The organism is Microcoleus sp. PH2017_05_CCC_O_A (assembly GCF_020738785.1).
In the GTDB taxonomy this organism is placed as follows: Bacteria; Cyanobacteriota; Cyanobacteriia; order Cyanobacteriales; family Microcoleaceae; genus Microcoleus.
Window position 1 is genome coordinate 29,497 of the sequence record NZ_JAEQCB010000066.1, and the last position, 19,906, is coordinate 49,402.

Consider the following 19,906-nt stretch of genomic DNA (forward strand, 5'->3'; position numbering starts at 1 on the left):
AAGAAGAAAGAAGAAAGAAGGAAGGGAGAAGGGAGAAGGGAGAAGGGAGAAGGAAGAAGGCAACGAGCACGCGATGGAGAGCATCTCAGTTTTGCATTATTTATAGTGCGAGCGTCCCCGCTCGCGTGCGTGTATAAGCTTTGCTGTGCGGGGACAGCACGAAAGATAAAAAATGTTTCTTGCAAAACTGAGATGCTCCCCATGCGATGGGGATTTAACAGATTTAACGGATGGGTAAAAGATGCAATAATTCGCCATTACTAACAACCAATAACCAACAACCAATAACCAACAACCAATAACCAACAACCAATAACCAACAACCAATAACCAATAACCAACAACCAATAACCAATAACCAATAACCAACAACCAACAACCAATAACCAACAACCAATAACCAACAACCAATAACCAATAACCAATAACCAATTCCCTGTTAATTGTGATACCGATCGCGATCGACCTCTGTTGCCGATCACACAGTCGCATTTTTTCCCAGCCTAGAATACTTTTATTATCCCAAACTTGTGCCACAACCAGAATATAGCGCCTTCCTGCATTTAAAATCCGCACCTCAACCTGCCACAGGGGGGGGTGGGGGTATTGCTTATACAAAGGCAATTTGGTAAAAGTAATGCTATCGTCGCTAACCAGTAGAAGGCAAAAGTTAACAGGAAATCAGGAATTATCAAAGGCATAAGAACCCAGAAACACAATTCGGCTTTTTGCCTTCTCCCTTGAACCTTCAAACTGCGGCCTCTACTGCCGAGATAGCAATGCCACCGACAGCAGTGCACAAGTTCTCAAAATTAAAGGAGTGCATCGAGATGATTAAACCTTGCAGTCAACCGCTAAAAATAAATCCTTTCACTTCTTATCGCGATCCCACTACAGGCAAATGGACTGTAGTTCCAGCAGTTCAGAATGTTTGCGAAACAGACTCTAGTTTGAAACCCAAAGCCGAAAGCGAACAGGAAAGTAAAGTAGAAACAAGTGTTTCTGCTGTGCCTGCTATCTCGCTGCCGAAAAAACGCTTTTCCTTCTCCTTGCTTGGGCTTAAAAACCTTGCTAAAAAATCTTCTGTCACTGTCAGTAGCTAGCCATCGCCGGGGCATAATCTAGTTTCTACGGTTACGCCCGGGCGATCGCCAAACACAAAAAACGAGCTGTTGTATAGCATAAATTGCCCAAAAGTGATGTCAATTCCGGTAGCATCGGAATTATTAATATTACCGAAATCAGGAGACTCAAGATGCCGTTTCCCTACAATTAATCTGGGGTAGGAAAACGGCACTGCCGTCTCCTCGCTTGTCATTCCAACGCAGCCGGAATTGATATGATATACTATCACTAAACTTTCTCCTCACAATATCCGTGAAGTATTTGCTCGATCGCTTCGTCCACTTTGTATGGACAGACCGACCAATTCGCCAGCGGGGAACAGTCATCGTTGCTATCCCCGTGATTTGTCTGTTTGCTTCGCTGATCGCAATTGCAGGACTCCGGGATAGTGCAATACAGATAAGAAAGCGAGCAGATACTCATAAGGAAATACTTCACGGAACCAACCGCTTGTTAACCACTGTGGTGGATGCGGAAACGGGCATTCGGGGTTACGGGTTGACGAAGCGCCGCGATTTTCTAGCACCATATTTAGAAGCAAAGAAGAGTTTGCCTCCGCTGCTGGCTCAACTCGAAATTGCGGTGGCAGAAAATCAACTGCCAGATCAGGGATTTGCAGAAATTCAAAAAAGTACCGAACAGCAAATAATTTTATTGCAAAACACTCTGAATAAGCTCGATAGTGCGGCAACAAAAGTGCAGTCGCCGGAAATAATTCAGGTGTTAGCTCGAGATAAATTGAAGATGGATAAGCTGCGCGAAAAAATTGATGCGTTTGCTGATGCCAGCCAAGCCTACCAGAAGGCTTTAGAGGAACGAGTACGTGAATTGGTAGATTTAATTAATTTCCTGCAATTTGCTGGTTTGCTTGTCGGCTGTCTGGGTGGAGCAGCTTCCTGGTATTTATTTCATAGTTTAGACCAGGAATTGAGGAAGCGGCAAGCAGGCTTGCAAGAAAGTAAAACTCGCATTCAAGCTGTGGTAGACAATGCGGCTGATGGGATTATTACTTTAGATGAATCGGGCAATATTGAGTCTTTTAATGCGGCAGCAGAACGGATTTTTGGCGAAAAAGCCGATCGCACAATTGGCTCGAACCTGCGCCAACTGATAGCTCAACCGCAGCCAGACAGCAGCGCGGGAGATTATGCGATCGAATATTTTGTCTTAAATCCCGATGCTAAACTGAAGACTTACCAGCAAGAAACTGTCGGAATTCGCAGCGACGGCATCAAGTTTCCGATGGAGTTGGCCATCAGCGAAATGCGTCTGGCAAATCAATGCTTGTTTGTTGCGATTTGCCGCGATGTGGGAGGACGGAAACAAGCTGAGGAGACTCTCCGCAAGCAAGCGCAAATGCTGGATTTTGCGAACGATACGATCGCGGTACTCGACTTGAACGGGGTGATTTCTTATTGGAATTTGGGGGCGAAGTGGCTCTACGGGTGGCGGAATTCGCAAGCAATAGGAAAAAATATTCACGAGCTTTTGCATACAGAATGGAGGCAGCGTTTTGACGAAATTCAAAAAGTGTTTTTCGAGCGGGGATATTGGCAAGGGGAACTGGTGCGTACCAAGGAAGACGGCACAAAAATTACGGTGGCGAGTCGGTGGACTTTGCAGCGCGACGATCGAGATCGACCCCAGGCTATTTTGGAAATTAGCAACGATATTAGCGATCGCAAGCGCTCAGAAAGAGCTTTAGCCGAAAGCGCACAGCGGTTTCGCGATACTTTTGAACAAGCCGCAGTCGGCATGGCTCAAGCGAGTGTGGATGGCAAGTTGCTGTTAGTTAATCAAAAACTTTGCGAAATTGTCGGCTACAGCCGTCAAGAATTGATGGCTAAAAATTTTCAGGATATTACTTTTGGAGAAGATTTAGGAAACGAACTGGAATTATTGCGCCAATTATTAGCAGAAGAAATTGATAATTACTGTATAGAAAAGCGCTATGTCTGCAAAGACGGAGAGTTAGTGTGGGTCAACTTGACGGTTTCGCTGCTGCAAGAACAAAATGGCACTCAATTGCTGATGGGTGTGGTAGAAGATATTAGGGAACGCAAACAAGCTGAGGAATCGTTGCGGTTGCACGCTGAAGAATTGAGGTGGACTGCGAACTCGCTGGCTCAAACGACAAGTGTGTTGAGAAAGCGGAATCAAGAATTAGACCAGTTTGCTTATGTAGTTTCTCACGATTTGAAAGCGCCGCTTAGGGCGATCGCAAATCTCAGCAGTTGGATAGAAGAAGACCTCAGCGATTCGATGACAGAGGATACTCTGCACCAAATGAACCTGCTGCGCGGCAGAGCTCACCGTATGGAATCATTGATTGAGGGACTGCTGCAATATTCCCGCGTCGGACGCATTCAACTGGCTTCAGAAACTGTAAAAGTTGAGAAGTTATTAGCAGAAATTATTGATTCGTTGGCGCCGCCGTCAGGATTTGATGTAAAAGTTGAACCGGGAATGCCAACTTTTGTGACTGAAAGATTGCCGTTGCAGCAAGTTTTTTCTAATTTAATTAGCAACGCCATTAAACACAATAGAAATGAATCCGGCTACGTAAACATATCGTTTAAGGAGTTAGAGAATTTTTACGAGTTTGCTGTAGCTGATGACGGGCCGGGGATTGCTCCTCAATATCACGATAAAGTTTTTGTGATTTTTCAGACCTTGGAAGCTCGCGATAAAGTTGAAAATACTGGGATTGGTTTGTCGCTAGTGAAGAAGATTGTCGAATCTCAAGGCGGCACTATTTCTCTGGAATCTGCCGAAGGTGAGGGAGCAATTTTTCGGTTTACTTGGCCTAAGCAACCTATTAGCAAAGACGGCAAGTGAAACAACTCTAAATGTAGTAAATGTAGGGTGTGCACCGCGCACCTAAAAGCCAGTCTTGAACAGGCTTTCCTGCCTGTTCCACAATAATTATTGGAGAGTAAATGTAGGGGTCGTGCCCCCGTGCCGACCCTCCCCATCCACTGCATCGCAGCGGATTTCGATGATAAATCCGTCGGGATCGTAAAAGTAAATGCCGCGTCCTGTAGCGCGGGTGACGGGGCCGCTGTCGATCGCAATTTCATTAGACTTTAGCACTTCCAAAGCGCGATCGAACAAATCGCGATCGATGTCAAAGGCCAAGTGGTTAGCGCGAGTAAAAGCCTTTTGGGGATCTGGGTTTGGCGGTTCCAAATCTGGCTGCCAAAATAAGTCAATCACAGTCCCGTCTGGAGTGATGAAATTAGCGACTTTACCAGCAGCCACCATTTCGGTTAAACTTGCGGGAATTTCTGCACCTGTGAGTTCGTGTAAGCCGAGAATTGTACCGTAGAAGTGGCAGGAAGCTTTCATATCGCGCACGTTTAAAGCGATATGGTGAACCCGGCGCAAGTTCCCCGGCGCCAAGGCAATTTTGACGGTGCTTTCGGTAGTTTGCATGGTTGTCAATTGCTACTGTTAAAATTGGATGATGTTAAATTTCCTCAGAGTTCGATCGTTCGGACTTCAGTCCTCAGAGAAATTGGCGGACTGAAGTCCGAACGATCGAACCAATTTAAAGTTTGATCCTGAGGACATAATCTCAATTATTGTTACTTTTCTTTAGGGAACGATGCCATACCTACAAATAGCATGGCCAGCCCGCCTCCCAGAATCGCGAACGCCAGTAAACCTACGGCTAAATCTAATCCCGATGTATTTTCCATTAAATTAAAACGTTCTCCAATTAAATCCAATCACCGGTATTTGTTAATTGTTGATTGCTTCTCAACAATGAGGAAGAGAAGAAAAAACAAGCTAACTAACCGTAGGGTGCGTCAGGGAGAAAATTGTTAGTCTGTATTCAAAACATTTAGCCCTGACGCACCCTACAATAACTAAACATCCATCCGTTACATCGGTAAAAAAATCCGTTGCCGAACTGCTTATTTTGCCAATTCTCGATCGATCGCAGCGATCAATTCCGGCGAATCTGGGCCCACGCTGCTGCGGAATCTGGCAACCACTTCACCCTGTTTGCTAACTAAGAATTTTTCAAAATTCCAGGAAACCTCACCTTTGGGATCGACTGCATTCGTAAGCTTAGCGTACAGCGGGTGCTGCTGGCTGCCTTTAGCGCTTACTTTGTCAAATAATTCAAAGCTGACACCGTATTTTGTAGTGCAGAAATTGACGATTTCTGCGTTGCTTCCGGGTTCTTGAGCTCCGAAGTCGTTGCAGGGAAATCCTAAAACGCGGAGTCCGGCGGCGCCGTACTTCTGGCTCAATTCTTCGAGTCCTTTGTATTGAGGTGTATAGCCGCATTTGGAAGCTACGTTAACTATCAAGAGTACCTGGCCAGTGTACTCTCCTAGCTGCTTGTCTGCGCCTGCGATCGTTTTTACATTAATGTCGGAGATGGTGCTGGGCATTTTCAAATATTTCTAAATTTGACTAGCACAATTTTACCGCAATTTGGTAAGATTTTGTCGATTTGCCGATCGCTCAAAATTAAAAAATCCAGACCAGGGGGGTTTGCAGAGTTCCGGCGGATATTAGAGTAGAGATATTTGTGAACCCGATGAAATTTTTCAATAGGTACGTAGTTGCGCTTCAGCGCTCTTGCATATATATAGCGGATCAAGCGAAAGATTCGCGGACGTTGTTGGGAAGAAGGCCCTATACGTTTAAGGGTTATGTAAGCTGTCAGTTATACCTCATCTTTTTGAGAAAGGCTATATATAAGACAATACCGTTTGCTTAAGACAATAGGTACGTAGTTGCGCTTGAGCGCTCTTTATATATAACATTTATAACGAAAGATGAGGTATGACTGTAAATGGAGTTTTTGATGCGACCCCGTTTACTACACGATAAGTATAAGAGGGCTTAAGCCCAACAACGTACCTCACTTATCTGAGTGGCTTTCCGTCATCCATTTTTGGTACGTATCCTCAAGTTGCTTGTCTTCCAAAACTATTTCTAGGCGGACTTTGACACAACCGTGGCGGGGTTGAGAGGCGATCGCATTTAAGATCTTGCTAGCTTTCTGCACAGACGTAAATTCTGCCTTAACTGTCGGTTCCTGGCGATCGCTCTTAATCTCTGCCAAATCTATACCGGTGATGTTTCCCTCGCCCAAATCTATCTCTGCCAAAACCTTCGGATCGTCGCCGACTTGTTCGACAATCAACTTTTCCCACTGGATCGGCACTTGTACCATCCGAGTCTCAATTTCTTTGCGGACTATGACTTCGCCGACTTTGCGCTTGCTGCGATTGATTACCAATCGTTCTTCTAGCAGGCGAATTACTTCTCGATCGACAATATCCAAGTTTTCGTCATCCTCATCGGTCTCTAAATGTTCATTTTGGCGATCGGCATCTGTTAGATTTGACATAACTGTTGAGGGATTAGTTGACTCGCTATTGCTCACTTCATCAAGCTGTTCTGAGGATTTTCCTAAATACTCATACTCTGCCGTTCCCCCAATTCCGGGCAGCAGATCGACTGCATCGGACTTAATACTTACAAACAGAGTTTTTTGATGATAATCTACTTTTTTGAGCAGCTTGATACTTACTAAAAAAATGCGGGGGTTTTCGCGACCTAGCCCTGATACCACAAAGTTTAGCTGACCGTTAGGATCGAAATAGACATCTTTGATTTTGCCTACCAAGTGACCTTGATTGTCTTTGACTGTAAAACTTTTTAGCTTAGTCCTGACTTTTTCCGGCACCCGGTTGAGACGGGTATTTGATTTGGCTGTGGCTACTTTTTCGGTTGATGCTTGACCGTTCATTTTTAAAACTTTCCTACTTAGGGATTTTTATTATGAATTGGGGCGAATTGGTAAAGGCGGTTCAACAGTTGACAGTTGACAGTTGACAATTGACAGTTTGAGAGCGACCTCTACCTAGAAGGAAGAGAAATGGAGTAATGAATTGTCTGATTTTAATTTCTCCCGAAAAAGCTTGGGGCTTTCAACTAATTATTTCTGGGAAAGTGCATAAACTTTGCCAAAAACCGACAAATTTCGCACTCCACCCCCCGTTATAGCTGTGTTATCGTCGTCAGAAAAATTAGGTATGTAGTTGCGCTTGGGCGCTCTTTATAATATAAGCAAAGAGCGCTGAAGCGCAACTACGTACCTTGGCCCAAGTGCGAGCCGATCTTTGAGCGATACTTTTGGTAGTTTTATATCTCCTATCCTCAGAATAAAACCACCGTATTTCTTAAGGGGGAGCGCCAGGACGATCGGGCTTAACTGAAGCCTATCGCGTCATCTAGGAATTGCGCGATCGCCAAGTGCGAGCCTGTGCGGTGAGAGAATTATGTGATTAATGCGTAATTCCGATAGTTTTATTATCTACAACCGGAGTTCCGTCAGTCTGAATGTCTAATTCTTCACGGCGCAAGGTTTCTTCCCCGTCAACCGTGCTGCGAACAACTTCTTTTCTGACGTTGACTTCTTCGCGCACGTAGGCTTCCTTGTGAATGTCGGCCGTTTCTTCGTAGACTTCGATGCGTGCAACTTCCCCTGATTGGAAGTCAGCCTCGCCGACTGAAACTACTCTACCAGCTTCTACTGGTGTGACTCGCTCGATTACGACTCGTTCTTTTTCAATGGGTACTGAAGCTCTTGCTGTTTCAGTTTCCACCCGCTTACCAACTGCTACTTCACCTGTTTTGGCGCGGTTTTTGTTGGCAATCAAGCGTTCTTCATAAAGCTTGAGATTTTGGTGGTTCTGTTCGTTGGTTTCGTAGAGGGAGCGATCGATATCGTAGCTGTAGCTGCTGCGATCGTAGCTAGCAGGAGTTGCAGTGCTTGTCGCTGCTGTGCCTGGATTGCGGTAGACGCCTCTTACTTGTTCTTCGCGATCGTAATCTAGGGGTTCCATTTCATTGTAAGCGGGCAATTGTTCTGCTTGAGCTTTGCTGCGAAGGCCTGTGGCGTAGACGCGATGGGCTCCGTAGTCGAAGCGGGCCGAACCGATCGGCAGCAATACTTTTTTACCAAAAATCCAAATACCGGTATCAACTACCAGATAGCGAAAACGGCCAGTTTCATCAACCAATGCGTCATAAACAGTGCCTACTTTTTCGTCAGAGTCGCCGGCATAAACATCAAATCCCTTGATGTCGTCTCCAGCAAATATTTCTTCCTTATAATTAGGCTCAAAATCTGCAATTCTTTGAAGTGCCATGTGTTTTTTCCTCGTCGCTCTACTACTTAAATTAATAGTAGAAATTAATGGCTTAACTTCCCTCTCCCTAAAGTCTGAACTGCTCAATTTAGGGCGTTTAATACTATAGGAATACAGCGCGGTGTCGGTGCTAGCGCGCTCAGCTATTCAATACCTGATTGAGTCACAATACGGTTCAGTTAGGGCTAGTGTCATGGCGAGGAACGAAAAAAAATTAGGTACGTTGTTGGGCCCCGGCCCTCTTTATATATGTCTAAAGAGGGCTAAAGCCCAACAACGTACCTGTAGTTTCAGAATGTTGCAGGAGAGAGGCTTCAGGAAAGCTATAAATTTTAGGTTTAGAGTGGATTTAGTCGATCTCTGATGGTTTCTATGCGTTTGCGGTTGACTCCTAAATCCGACTGTCCCAGACGCGAAGCCGATCGCACGTGAATCACCTTTGCCCCATCATCTACCAAAAATTCCACATCATCCACAAAGCCCATCAAAGCACTGGTGAACTCCGCATACAGGTAATTATCGGTTGCGGTGATAATTTTAGTTTTGCCCGAGGACTCGATCGCCCCTTTGAGCTTAGCCATAGCCTCAGCAGGCGACGAAGTGTAAGCCAAAGGCTCAATTTGGTGCTCGGCATCTTGACTGAAGCTGCTGACGCAGTTGGGGGAAGCAGGGCACGCTGCCAGTTTTCCTGACACAATGCCGATATTGGTAGGTCTTTTTCCAGCAAACATGGTTTTTTCTCCGGGAATTAGGGTAAAAGTTGCGATCGCCAGTACCGCTACAGCTACCAGCGATATTAAAACAACTAGGACTCTTTTCAATGCTGTCGGCGATTTTGTTTCAACTGTTTGCAAAGGATGAGTCCTCCAGAAAGTGCGATTTAGATCTAATTTTAATATTAATTGAAATTGACATCTCAAACCTAAATAGATTGAGTTTGTTCTTCGAGCAACCAGTAAGTCAGCATTGTTCCTTTACCTTTAACCGTGATAGGCCCCCGTTCTTCAAAAATAAACTGCTCTTTCAAACGCTCGTAAGTCTTCGCCGTCACTTGAATTTTACCCGGCAATCCGTTCGACTCCATCCGCGAAGCAACATTCACAGTATCTCCCCACAAATCATAGCTAAATTTGCTAATCCCAATAATGCCCGCCACCACCGAACCGCTGTGAATTCCGATCCGCAATTGAAAACCTTCTCCAATTTTGAGATTAAACTTTCTCAAAGCTACCTGCATATCCAAAGCTAAAAGTGCGATCGCCTCAGAGTGATCCGGGCGCGCCGTCGGCAAACCCCCAACCACCATGTAAGCATCCCCAATCGTCTTAATCTTTTCCAACCCGTGCAACTCAGACAACCGATCGAACTCCGAGAAAATTCCATTCAAAATTTCTACCAACTGCGTCGGACTTTTGTGAGCCGAAAACTCTGTAAAACCAACCAAATCAGCAAACAATACCGTCACCTCATCAAAATGATCCGCAATCAGCTTTTGCTCTTTTTGCAAGCGCTCAGCAATAGGTTTAGGCAAAATATTCAGCAGCAATTTCTCTGTTTGCTTTTGCTGCAATTTCAGCGCTGCTTCAGCTTGTTTCCGCTGAATCAGCGAACCGAGCTGCGTAGCAACCGCACTCACCAATTCCAGCAAACGCGGCTGAGATTCCAGAACTTTTTCGCGATAAAAAATCAAAATAGCTAACACTTGGTTGTCCGCCAAAATTGGCAAACCAAAAGCCGCTCTCAATCCCACATTTACCGCAATTTCCGATCGCAGAAACACTTGTTCCGGTGCAGTAGAAACATCCTCGATCCATTCGGACTGCTGCGACTGCCAAATCCTCCCTGGGAGTCCCGCACCAGGAGCAAAAGTTAGCTGCCAACTTGTCTGTCTGAATTGGGCAAAACTCAAATCGCTGACGTACCTGCCTCTAGCACATCTTAAAACGCCGTCACTGTTAGGAATCCAAGCTTCGCCCAGATTCCATTCAATAGTTTGACAAATTAAACCTAAAATCACATCTATAGCCGACTCAAAATCGTCAGATTTGCTAATAGCTTGAGTTGCCTCCAGCAGCAATCTTGTTTCCATTTCAACCTGACGGCGATCGGCAATTTCCTGGTGCAACTGGACATTTTGATCGGTCAATTTTTGATTTTTTTCTTGCAGTTGCATTTGCAAAGAACGCACGGTCAGTTGATTGCTCACTCGCGCCAATACTTCTTTAACCTGAAAAGGTTTTGTGATATAATCTGCTCCGCCTACTTCAAAAGCTTTTGCCTTATCTATTCCTTCTTCTAACGCGCTGATAAAAATGATGGGAATTTCGCTAAATTGCGGTTGTACTTTTAGTTTTTGACATAATTCATAACCGTTAATATCCGGCATCATAATATCCAGCAAAATCAAATCTGGGACGCTAGACTGAATTGCATCTATAGCCGAAAAACCATTAGTAACAGGTCTAACTTTATAGCCATTTTTTTGCAAGATTCTAATCAACAAACGCAGATTGTCTGGCGTATCGTCAACTACTAAAATATCTGCTTGATAGTTTTCAGTTTGTTCCGCCTTCATCTCCACGATCAGATTCCTCCGCCTCGGCAACTAAATTGAGAATTTTCTGGTAATCAAAATTACCGAGATGACCCTGGAGGATTTCGGCAAATTCAGGATGAGCATCCCTTATTTCCTCGATTGTTATCCCAATTAAGTCAAAATCAGCACTGCGGATTACCTGCCTCATGTGATCTATCCATTGTGCGGGAAGTATGGGTAAATAAGCAAGCGCATCATTAGACTGGGAGTCAGATAGATTGTGGCGATCGCCCGCTGACATCAAATCCGTTGAGTTAGAGTATAGATACTTCACCCCTAAATGTTTGTGAAGGGTATCAAAGATATCATTTTTGCGGAAGGGTTTGTTAATAAAATCGTCGCAGCCGACGAATAAAGCAAACGATCGCCTCCCTTCAATGGTACTAGCTGTCAAAGCAATAATCTTCGGAATCAGAGGTTCGACACCAGAGACGTTGATTTCCTCCCCCATTGCTTGCTTGGACTGTCTCTGCTGTATCCTGAGTCTAATTTCCATCGTCGCTTCGCAGCCATCCATCACCGGCATTTGCAAATCCATCAAGATTAAGTGCGGCTGCCAGTTTTCCCAGATTTCTACCGCTTCACGGCCGTTGCTAGCCTGTTTCACTGCAAAACCCAAGGGAGAAAGCATTTTAACTAAAAGTTGGCGGTTGTCTTTGCGATCGTCCACAACTAAAATCCGGTAGGATGGCCCATCTGGTTCCACTCCCATCACCAGGCTGCTGATTTCCGGGGTAGGAATCGAAGCGGCATCAACTGCATCAACTTCAATCTCAAATCTAAAAATCGTACCTCGATTTTGCTCGCTTTCCACAGTAATATTGCCGCCCATTAGCCGTACAAATTGGCTGCTGATCGTCAAGCCTAAACCCGTCCCTTTTTGAGCTTTTTGACCGGATTCTGTTTGCACGAAGGCTTGAAAAACCTTGCCCAATTCTTCGGGAGAAATGCCACTTCCTGTATCTTCTACTTCAAATTGCAGAAACAACGAACCAGACAAATCTAAATTATTCTCCGTCAAATTTTCACTCTCAGGCAGACTGTAACTTGTCGAACCATCTAAATTTGTAGGATTTTCACCGGCAATGACAATTTCGCCTTCTGAATCATTTCCTCTTGCTTCTTCTCTATTACTTCTATCTGTTACATCCATGACATCCCCTACATCTGTCCCTGCCGAACTGCCTTGCCTAAGAGACCTCACTCTTACAGATACCCCGCCAACTCTGGTAAATTTCATGGCATTACTGAGGAGATTGATTAGCACTTGGCGCAGTTTTACCTCATCAGTTCGCACGTACTGCGGAACATCTGTATTTCGTTGAAAAACTAACTGCAAACCTTGAGTTTTCGCTCGTAGTTGAAACATATCTTCCATTTCGTCAAGCAAGTCGTAGAGATTGAAGTTTGTCGGAAAAACAATCATCCGGCCCGCTTCGATTTTTGCCAAGTCTAAAGCTTGATTGATTAAAGTCAGCAAGTGTTCGCCGCTGCGGTGAATAACTTTGATATTGTCTCGGTCTTCTGCTGTTAGATTTGGGCTAGATTCGACGATTTGAGTAAAACCGAGTATGGCATTGAGGGGGGTACGCAACTCGTGGCTCATGTTGGCGAGAAACGTACTTTTCGCTCTGTTTGCTGCTTGGGCAGCTAATGCAGCCTGTTGCAGTTGTTCTGTGCGTTCCACAATTTCAGCTTCTAAGGTACGCTGGTAATTTGCTAGGACTCTTTCTGCTTCTTTGCGCTCGCTGATGTCTTGAATAGCTGCGATCGCAAAAACAACATTTCCGCTGCTGTCAAAAATTGGCGTAGCAGTTACCTCTAAAGTAATTATCAAACCGTATTGAGTGATTTCAACATCATCAACTTTGACAGATTCCCCTCTCAGCGCCCGTAAAATCGGAAAATTTTCAGGAAAATATAGGCGATCGCTCTCGCCGTTATAAAATTGATCCATTCCACGCCATGTTTGGGCAGCCCTCGCGAGGACAGTTTGTGAATCAAGCAATTCCTGCGCTGCATGATTCAAATACGCGATCGAGCCATCGGGATTGTAAACAGATACCCCCACCGGCAAAGCTCCTAAAAATTGATTTAGCCGACTTTCACTCGCAGATAATTCCTCGTTGGCTAGCTTCAAGTCTGCGTTTACCACCTCTAACTCCGCATTGACTCTCTTTAACTCCTCGTTGGCTTGTTGTCGCTTGATAGTTTCAATTGTTAATTTTTGGTCTTGCAAATAACTGTGTACTGCTTCTACCACTGTTATTTGTAAATCTTCATCCTGCCAAGGTTTCTGGATGTATCTGTACAACTTAGCATACTTGATGCTGTTGCTCAGAGCTTGTAAATCGGCTTGTCCCGTCAGCATAATTGTCAGCGTATCGGGCGATTGTTCGTGAATTTGTTTGAGCAGCTCGTCCCCTTTAATATCCGGCATGATGTAATCGGAAAGCACCAAAGCTATTTCATGCTCCTCAGCCCGCAAATCTGCTAGCAATTCCAAAGCATCTTCTCCACCTTCTGCCGTTTCAATAATGCACTGATCGCCGATCGCCTTTTTGAGCTCAATCTTTAAGCTTTCCAAAACATCAGGCTCGTCATCTATACAAACAATCACAGGTTTCTTCATAAATTTATTTGCCATTTTTTTTGTTGAATATTTACTTATCCAAGGCAAAAAATAGTTGTTTGGTTTCGCTTTTTTGCCAGTTTCACTACCTTACCACCCCAGTCAATCGATTTTAGATTTTAGATTTTAGATTTTAGATTGACCCCACGGATAAATTCCGGGGAAGAGAGGATTTTAGATTTTCGATTTGGGATTGATTCCACGGATAAATCCGTGGGCTTGTACCATCAAGAAATTCTTGGTCAGCAAGTTGATTTGAGATTTACACCACAGATAAATTTGAGAGCTTTTGCATTGTTTGATTTACAGAGAAACTGGTAAGCGATGCAGATGATTTCAAGATTGTTTGTGAATGACTGCAATTCAAGTCTAGTCTAAAATTTTGATATTGCCACCACTAAAGTCGAGCACTTATATCTATTATTTTTAGCCATAAGTCATCCAGATATTTTTTTTTCAAACTTCACGCCTAAAGATTGGGTTTGAAGCCTTTCCTTTTAGGGGGAAATTAAACAAAATGATTCATTGTTCCAATCCTCTTCTATCGACGGAAGAGGTAGCTGTCAACTGTCAACTGTCAACTGTCAACTGATGAACCGTACTATTGAATTTCTCTGCTTCGAGAATTAAGTTGAGAATTTTTTGGTAATCAAAATTCTCTAGATGACCTTGAAGGATGTCGGCAAATTCAGGATGAGCAGCCCTTATTTCCTCGATTGTGATCCCAATTAAGTCAAAATCAGCACTGCGAATTACCTGCCTCATATTATCTATCCATTCTGCGGGAAGGTTGGGCAAAGAAGCACACAAAGTATTAGAAGAATTTGATAGGTTATTGCGATCGCCCATTGAATCAGAGCCTGTCAAGTCAGAATAAATATAACTCACCCCCAAATGTTTGCTCAGCATATCAAATATATCCATTTTGCGGAAAGGTTTTCTGATAAAGTCATCACAACCCATCAACAAAGAAAAAGAGCGTTTATCTTCATGGGTACTAGCTGTTAAAGCAACAATCTTCGGGTTCAGGAATTGAGGATTGGGAATATCCATCTTCCCCTCGCCTTGTTCCTCTTCCTTTCTCCGCTGTATCCTCGATCTAATTTCGATCGTCGCTTCGTAGCCGTCCATCACCGGCATTCGCAAATCCATCAAAATCAAGTGCGGCTGCCAATTTTCCCACATTTCTACCGCTTCACGGCCGTTGCTAGCCTCTTCGACTCCGAAACCCAAGCCAGAAAGCATTTTGACTAACAGTTTGCGGTTGTCTGTGCGATCGTCCACAACTAAAATTCGATAGTATTGCTGATCTGGTTCCAGTCCAATCACCTCACGGATGTTTTTTGGAACAGTAATTGCAGCGGAATCAACTGCACTAACTTCTATGTCAAATCTAAAAATAGTACCCCGTTCTAGCTGGCTTTCTACAGTTAGATCGCCACCCATTAACCGTACAAATTCGTTGCTAATTGTCAATCCCAAACCAGTACCTTGTTGAGCTTTTTGACCGGATGCTGTCTGCACAAATGCTTGAAAAAGATTGCCCATTTCTTCTGGGGCAATACCAACTCCCGTATCTTCTATTTCAAACTCCAAAAACAGAGAATTAGAAATATTTAAATTATCCGTTTTTGCCAATACTTTACTTTCAGACTGACGGGAAATTATAGAAATTTCTGGATAATTGCTTGCTTCTAAATCTGAATCTGTCGAATTTTTCAAGGGACTGACAATTTCCCCTTCCTCGCTTATTTTGGCTATATTTGCGATCGAATTCGCTGCTGAAATACCTTCTAACTTCCGGCGCACTCTTACTGACACCCCGCCGATTTGAGTGAATTTCATCGCATTACTCAGAAGATTGATTAGCACCTGGCGTAGCTTCACTTCATCGGTTCGCACGTACTGCGGAATGTCAGCATCGCGCTGGAAAATCAACTGCAAATCTTGATTTTTTGCTCGCAGGTCAAACATTTCTTGCAATTCGTCAAGCAAGCAGTAAAGGTCAAAGTTAGTCGGAAAAAGTGTCATCCGCCCCGCTTCGATTTTTGCCAAATCTAAAGCTTGATTAATTAAAGTCAGCAAGTGTTCGCCGCTGCGATAAATAATTCTGAGATTTTCTCTGTCGTCTACTGTCAAATTCGGGCTGGGTTCGACGATTTGAGTAAAGCCGAGTATGGCATTGAGAGGTGTACGCAACTCGTGACTCATGTTGGCAAGGAAGGTACTTTTCGCTCTGTTTGCTGCTTCGGCGGCGAAGGCAGCTTTTTGCAATTGTTCTGTGCGTTCTACAATTTCAGCTTCTAAGGTACGCTGGTAATTTGATAGGAAATTTTCTAATTCTTTGCGCTGGCTGATGTCTTGAATAACTGCGATCGCAAAAACAATATTTCCGTTGCTGTCAAAAATAGGTTTGGCACTTATTTCTAGAGTGATTGTCAGCCCGTATTGAAGGATTTCAACTTCATTCACCTTGACATATTCCCCTCTCAGCGCCCGCAAGATCGGAAAATTTTCAGGGAAATACAGCCGATCGTTTTCGGCGTCATAAAATTGAGAACTTGCAACTAATTGTTCAACACTGTTGCCTAGCATACTGTCTGCCAACCCAGTATCTGCATCCAGCAACTGCTCGGTGGTATGATTGATATAGGCGATCGAGCCGTCGGGATTGTAAACAGATACCCCCACAGGCAAAGCTGCTAAAAATTGATTCAATCGGCTTTCGCTTGCCGACAATTCCTGGTTGGCTATCTGCAACTGCTTGTTTGCTTCTCGCCCCTTAATAACTTCATCAGCCAACTTTTGGTCTTGCAAATAGCTGTGAACTGCTTCGACTACTGTTAACTTCAAATCTTCCTTTTGCCAAGGTTTGGGGATGTAGCGGTACAGCTTGGCATACTTGATAGCGTGACTGATTGCCTCCAAATCTGCTTGACCGGTCAGCATAATTTTCAGCGTATTGGGCGATCGTTCATGAATTATTTGGAGCAGTTCGTCTCCTTTGATATCCGGCATGATATAATCAGAAACAACTAAAGCTATTTCGTGTTCGTCAGCCTGTAAATCTGTTAATAACTCTAAAGCATCTTCTCCTCCTTGGGCTGTTTCAATAATACACCGATCGCCGATCGCCTTTTTTAGTTCAATCTTTAAACTGTTCAAAACATCAGCTTCGTCATCAATACAAACAATCACAGGTTTTTTCATGATTTTGCTTCCCGGAGTTTTTTTTGCTTCTCTCTTTGCTGCTACAATTTTGGTAAAAAATCAGATTTCAACCGATTTTTTTACCAACTTTTTTGGGTAACGGTAGAATGATTCATTGCTTCAATCCTCTTCTATCGACAGCTATGGGTAGCTGTCAACTGTCAACTGTCAACTGTCAACTGTCAACTGTCACCTCTACTATGCTATTTTTATGCCTCGGCAATTAAAGTGAGAATTTTTTGGTAGTCAAAATTATTGAGATGATCCTGGAGGATTTCGGTAAATTCAGGATGATCGTACCTTAATTCCTCGATCGTCCTCGCAATTAAGTCAAAATCAGCGCTACGTATTACCTGCCTCATGTTTTCTATCCATTCTGCGGGAAGTGCAGGCAAATAAGCAAGCGCAGCATTAGAGGGAGCGTCAGATTGATTGTGGCGATCGCCCGTTGGGATAAAATCAGTTGAGTAAGAGTAGAGGTACCTCACTCCCAAATGTTTGTGGAGCGTATCAAATATATCAGTTTTGCGGAAAGGTTTGCTAATAAAATCGTCGCAGCCTATAGATAAAGCAGACGATCGTTTTTCTTCAATAGTGCTAGCTGTCAAAGCAACAATCTTCGGAATCACAGAGCCCTTTTCTTGTCGCTCTTGCTGCTGTATTCTGTTCCTAATTTCTTTAGTAGCTTCATAGCCGTCCATCACTGGCATTCGCAGATCCATCAAAATTAAATGCGGCTGCCAATTTTCCCACATTTCTATTGCTTCGCAGCCATCGCTAGCCTCTCGCACTCCAAAACCCAAGGGAGAAAGAATTTTGACTAAAAGTTGGCGGTTGTCTTCGCGATCGTCTACAATTAAAATTCGATACCAGGGTTGATTTGGTTCCAACCCAGTAACTTCGCGGTTAATTTCTGGGGCGGGAATATCAGCAAAATTAACCACACCGACTGGAATCTCAAATTTAAAACTTGTGCCGCGTTCTAATTCACTTTCTACGACGATTTCTCCTCCCATCAGCCGGACAAATTGACGGGTAATCGTCAATCCCAAACCCGTACCTTTCTGAGTTCTTTGACCCGAAGATGTTTGCACAAATGCCTTGAAAATATTCCCCAATTCTTCCGAAGCAATGCCAACGCCTGTATCTTCTATTTCAAACTGAAGGAAAATTACCCGATCGTCAGTTAAATCATCAGGCTCATCTCTGGGCACAACAGTTGCCACATCACTTCTATCGGTGGCAAACTCTCTAATACTTTTTGTAGTATCAATGCAAGCTGTTGGACTGTTCAATAAGTCAACTATTCTCGATTTTTCTAATTGTGAAACCCTTAAAACGATTGAACCTTGTTCCGTAAACTTAATTGCATTGCTGAGAATATTTATCAGCACTTGCCGCAGTTTGACATCATCGGTTCGCACATACTGGGCAACGTCATTTTCTCGCTGAAAAAGCAACTGAACCTCTTGATTCTTTGCCCGCATTTGAAACATATCTTGTAAATCGTCAAGCAAGCGGTATAAGTCGAAGTCTTTAGGGTCAAGTATCATCCGCCCCGCTTCAATTTTTGACAAGTCTAAAACTTCATTGATCAGGGCCAGCAAGTGTTCGCCACTGCGACGAATAATACTCAGATTTTCGTGGTTTTCGACAGTAAAATTGGAGCTGCCTTCCATGATTTGTGCAAACCCCAGTATGGAATTGAGAGGAGTCCGCAATTCATGGCTCATATTGGCCAAAAACGTGCTTTTAGCTTTGTTTGCAGCTTCAGCAGCTAAGGCGGCTTGTTGCAGTTGTTCTGTGCGTTCGTCTATTTTGGTTTCTAAGGTGTGCTGGTAATCTGCTAGTATTCTTTCGGCTCGTTTGCGATCGGTAATATCTTGAAAAGCTGCGATCGCATAAACAATATTTCCCCTAGCGTCAAAAATTGGCGTAGTATTGATCTCGATCGCAATTATTTTGCCATCTTGACGGATTTCTACATCGTCAACCTTGACAAATTCTCCTTTGAGTGCGCGCAAAATTGGCAGATTGTCCGGCGGGTAAAGCTCATCAGTATTGGCAACATAAAGTTGATAAGTTGCAGCTAATTGTTCCGCAGTGCTTTCCGGGATAGTGTCTGCACCCAGCAAATCCCGCGCTGCTTGGTTGAAATAGGCGATCGAGCCGTCGGGATTGTAAACAGATACCCCCACGGGCAGAGCTGCTAAAAATTGGTTCAGGCGGCTTTCGCTCGCCGACAGCGCCGCATTTACTTCTTGCCGCTTCAGGATTTCATCTGTTAACTTTTGGTCTTGCAAGTAACTGTGAATTGCTTCTACTACCGTTAATTTTAAATCTTCATTATGCCAAGGTTTAGGGATGTAACGGTACAATTTAGCATACTTTATAGCATTGCTCAGAGCTTCCAGATCAGCTTGCCCAGTCAGCATAATAGTCAGCGTATCGGGCGATCGTTCGTGAATTTTTTTAAGCAGTTCATCCCCTTTAATATCCGGCATAATATAATCGGAAAGCACCAATGCAATCTCGTATTCATCCGCCTGCAAATCTTCCAGTAACTCTAAAGCATCTTCCCCGCCCTCAGCCGTTTCAATAATACACCGATCCCCGATCGCCTTTTTCAGTTCAATCTTTAAACTGTTCAAAACATCCGGTTCGTCATCAATACAAACAATCACAGGTTTTTTCATAATAACTTTGCCAGCCCAGATTTGATCGTATCTATTAACTCTTTACTTTTCCACGGTTTGTACAAACAGCAGTATAAATCGGCTTCTTTTACTGCCCGCTGAAGAGCCTCTTTATCCGCTTGCCCCGTCAACATCACCTTAACGATTTTAGGATATTTTTGGTGAACTCTAATTAACAGTTCATCACCTTTGATTCCCGGCATCAGCCAATCAGAAACAACCACAATCACCTCAGCTTCTGCTGGAAACTCCTCCAGTAAATCTAAAGCTTCATCACCACTTTCAGCTAATTCGTAAAAATAATCATCTTTAAATTCATTCTTGAGCTGCATCTTGAGAGTCTTCAAGATATCGGGTTCATCGTCAACGCAAAGAATTACAGGCTTATTCATCTTTTGCTCTCTGCTATTATTTTAATGGGTTTACCGACATGACTTGCTTCTGTGTTATTGATTTGGGGCGAGGA

The 19,906-nt window shown here is 43.8% G+C and carries 15 protein-coding genes; 2 read left to right on the forward strand and 13 right to left on the reverse strand.

The genetic code is table 11. The features are described 5' to 3' along the window. Positions 1 to 96: 96 nt before the first annotated feature. On the reverse strand, positions 97 to 618 hold the full coding sequence (locus tag JGK20_RS16560; RefSeq protein ID WP_293204962.1) for a hypothetical protein: 522 nt from the start codon (positions 616 to 618) through the stop codon (positions 97 to 99). Between the two features lie 161 nt (positions 619 to 779). Here JGK20_RS16560 and JGK20_RS16565 point away from each other — a divergent pair, with 161 nt between their 5' ends. After that, complete coding sequence (locus JGK20_RS16565; RefSeq protein ID WP_293181240.1) at positions 780 to 1,103, forward strand: hypothetical protein; 324 nt, start codon at positions 780 to 782, stop codon at positions 1,101 to 1,103. Here the strand turns inward: JGK20_RS16565 and JGK20_RS16570 are convergent. Continuing rightward, the gene (locus JGK20_RS16570) at positions 1,100 to 1,354 is read right to left on the reverse strand and encodes a hypothetical protein (protein WP_293204964.1); all 255 of its coding nucleotides are present in this window, start codon (positions 1,352 to 1,354) and stop codon (positions 1,100 to 1,102) included. The two genes, JGK20_RS16565 and JGK20_RS16570, sit on opposite strands and share 4 nt — an antisense overlap. Positions 1,355 to 1,377: 23 nt before the next feature. Here JGK20_RS16570 and JGK20_RS16575 point away from each other — a divergent pair, with 23 nt between their 5' ends. Continuing rightward, a complete protein-coding gene (locus JGK20_RS16575) occupies positions 1,378 to 3,963 on the forward strand; it encodes a PAS domain S-box protein (RefSeq protein ID WP_293231417.1) in 2,586 nt (861 codons plus the stop codon). Between the two features lie 87 nt (positions 3,964 to 4,050). Here the strand turns inward: JGK20_RS16575 and JGK20_RS16580 are convergent, their stop codons facing one another. The 11 genes from JGK20_RS16580 to JGK20_RS16630 form a co-directional block, all read right to left on the reverse strand. Continuing rightward, entirely contained in the window at positions 4,051 to 4,560 is a 510-nt protein-coding gene (locus JGK20_RS16580) for a VOC family protein (protein WP_293204968.1), read from the reverse strand. Between the two features lie 152 nt (positions 4,561 to 4,712). Then, entirely contained in the window at positions 4,713 to 4,856 is a 144-nt protein-coding gene (locus JGK20_RS16585; protein ID WP_293181231.1) for a hypothetical protein, read from the reverse strand. Positions 4,857 to 5,045: 189 nt separating this feature from the next. After that, the gene (locus tag JGK20_RS16590) at positions 5,046 to 5,531 is read right to left on the reverse strand and encodes a glutathione peroxidase (RefSeq protein ID WP_293197127.1); all 486 of its coding nucleotides are present in this window, start codon (positions 5,529 to 5,531) and stop codon (positions 5,046 to 5,048) included. 476 nt (positions 5,532 to 6,007) lie between these two features. Next, the gene (locus JGK20_RS16595) at positions 6,008 to 6,901 is read right to left on the reverse strand and encodes a DUF2382 domain-containing protein (RefSeq protein ID WP_293231420.1); all 894 of its coding nucleotides are present in this window, start codon (positions 6,899 to 6,901) and stop codon (positions 6,008 to 6,010) included. Between the two features lie 538 nt (positions 6,902 to 7,439). Further along, positions 7,440 to 8,306 (reverse strand): DUF2382 domain-containing protein, encoded by an 867-nt coding sequence (locus tag JGK20_RS16600; RefSeq protein ID WP_293231423.1) that lies wholly within the window; start codon positions 8,304 to 8,306, stop codon positions 7,440 to 7,442. A gap of 338 nt (positions 8,307 to 8,644) precedes the next feature. After that, the gene (locus tag JGK20_RS16605; protein ID WP_293216670.1) at positions 8,645 to 9,160 is read right to left on the reverse strand and encodes a DUF1499 domain-containing protein; all 516 of its coding nucleotides are present in this window, start codon (positions 9,158 to 9,160) and stop codon (positions 8,645 to 8,647) included. A 68-nt stretch (positions 9,161 to 9,228) separates the two neighbouring features. Then, a complete protein-coding gene (locus JGK20_RS16610; RefSeq protein ID WP_293181216.1) occupies positions 9,229 to 10,887 on the reverse strand; it encodes an adenylate/guanylate cyclase domain-containing protein in 1,659 nt (552 codons plus the stop codon). Then, complete coding sequence (locus JGK20_RS16615) at positions 10,862 to 13,549, reverse strand: response regulator (protein ID WP_293192299.1); 2,688 nt, start codon at positions 13,547 to 13,549, stop codon at positions 10,862 to 10,864. Before JGK20_RS16615 ends, JGK20_RS16610 begins: the two co-directional genes overlap by 26 nt. A 555-nt stretch (positions 13,550 to 14,104) precedes the next feature. Continuing rightward, positions 14,105 to 16,744: a response regulator gene (locus JGK20_RS16620; protein WP_293192301.1), complete on the reverse strand. Its 2,640-nt coding sequence runs from the start codon at positions 16,742 to 16,744 to the stop codon at positions 14,105 to 14,107. A 209-nt stretch (positions 16,745 to 16,953) separates the two neighbouring features. Further along, complete coding sequence (locus tag JGK20_RS16625) at positions 16,954 to 19,440, reverse strand: response regulator (protein WP_293216679.1); 2,487 nt, start codon at positions 19,438 to 19,440, stop codon at positions 16,954 to 16,956. Further along, positions 19,437 to 19,832, reverse strand: coding sequence for a response regulator (locus tag JGK20_RS16630; protein ID WP_293181203.1), 396 nt, complete (start codon positions 19,830 to 19,832; stop codon positions 19,437 to 19,439). Before JGK20_RS16630 ends, JGK20_RS16625 begins: the two co-directional genes overlap by 4 nt. Positions 19,833 to 19,906 lie beyond the last annotated feature (74 nt).

Coding starts and splice junctions, on each gene's coding strand:
- JGK20_RS16595 (WP_293231420.1), bottom strand. CDS start 6,901: ATGAACGGTCAAGCATCAACCGAAAAAGTAGCCACAGCCAAATCAAAT.
- JGK20_RS16565 (WP_293181240.1), top strand. CDS start 780: ATGCCACCGACAGCAGTGCACAAGTTCTCAAAATTAAAGGAGTGCATC.
- JGK20_RS16580 (WP_293204968.1), bottom strand. CDS start 4,560: ATGCAAACTACCGAAAGCACCGTCAAAATTGCCTTGGCGCCGGGGAAC.
- JGK20_RS16620 (WP_293192301.1), bottom strand. CDS start 16,744: ATGAAAAAACCTGTGATTGTTTGTATTGATGACGAAGCTGATGTTTTG.
- JGK20_RS16630 (WP_293181203.1), bottom strand. CDS start 19,832: ATGAATAAGCCTGTAATTCTTTGCGTTGACGATGAACCCGATATCTTG.
- JGK20_RS16600 (WP_293231423.1), bottom strand. CDS start 8,306: ATGGCACTTCAAAGAATTGCAGATTTTGAGCCTAATTATAAGGAAGAA.
- JGK20_RS16625 (WP_293216679.1), bottom strand. CDS start 19,440: ATGAAAAAACCTGTGATTGTTTGTATTGATGACGAACCGGATGTTTTG.
- JGK20_RS16615 (WP_293192299.1), bottom strand. CDS start 13,549: ATGGCAAATAAATTTATGAAGAAACCTGTGATTGTTTGTATAGATGAC.
- JGK20_RS16590 (WP_293197127.1), bottom strand. CDS start 5,531: ATGCCCAGCACCATCTCCGACATTAATGTAAAAACGATCGCAGGCGCA.